Raw genomic sequence first — 389 nt, 5'->3', positions numbered from 1 at the left:
CATCCGGGGCGCGCCGGCCAGAAAAGCTGCGGCTTCAATAGTGCATTAAAAAGCGACGATAGCTATTAACAAAGTGAGCGGTTTATCAGCTCTGTAGCTCCAGCCCGGCCAGCCGTTTCCAGTAGCCATTGCACTCGCTGTTGGCGGTGAGCGGCAGCGGCGAGGCGCCGTTTTCGTTTGCCCGGAAGGCATCGAGCATGGCAAAGACCTTGTCATCCAGCGGCGACAGGCGAACCATATCGACCAGGCCGCGCATCGACGTCAGCTCGTTGCCGAGGTTATAGACGTATCCGCTCATGGTCTGAATGCCGTTGAGCACAAAGACCTGCTGGTTTTCCTGCGACAGCACGTCGCGACCGTTGGGGTATTTGATGCAGCAGGTTTCACAC

Annotated in this window: 1 protein-coding gene; it reads right to left on the bottom strand. The window is 57.6% G+C overall.

All coding sequences use genetic code 11. The annotated features are described in order from the left end of the window. Positions 1-85 precede the first annotated feature (85 nt). The coding region (locus GVN67_RS29520) for a hypothetical protein (protein ID WP_200845479.1) at positions 86-389 on the bottom strand (304 nt) is incomplete at its 5' end.

This window comes from Roseomonas sp. 18066, assembly GCF_902706185.1.
Lineage (GTDB): Bacteria > Pseudomonadota > Alphaproteobacteria > Acetobacterales > Acetobacteraceae > Pseudoroseomonas.
The sequence above is the reverse complement of the archived record's forward strand: the minus strand, read 5'-3'. Positions and strand labels throughout refer to the sequence as shown.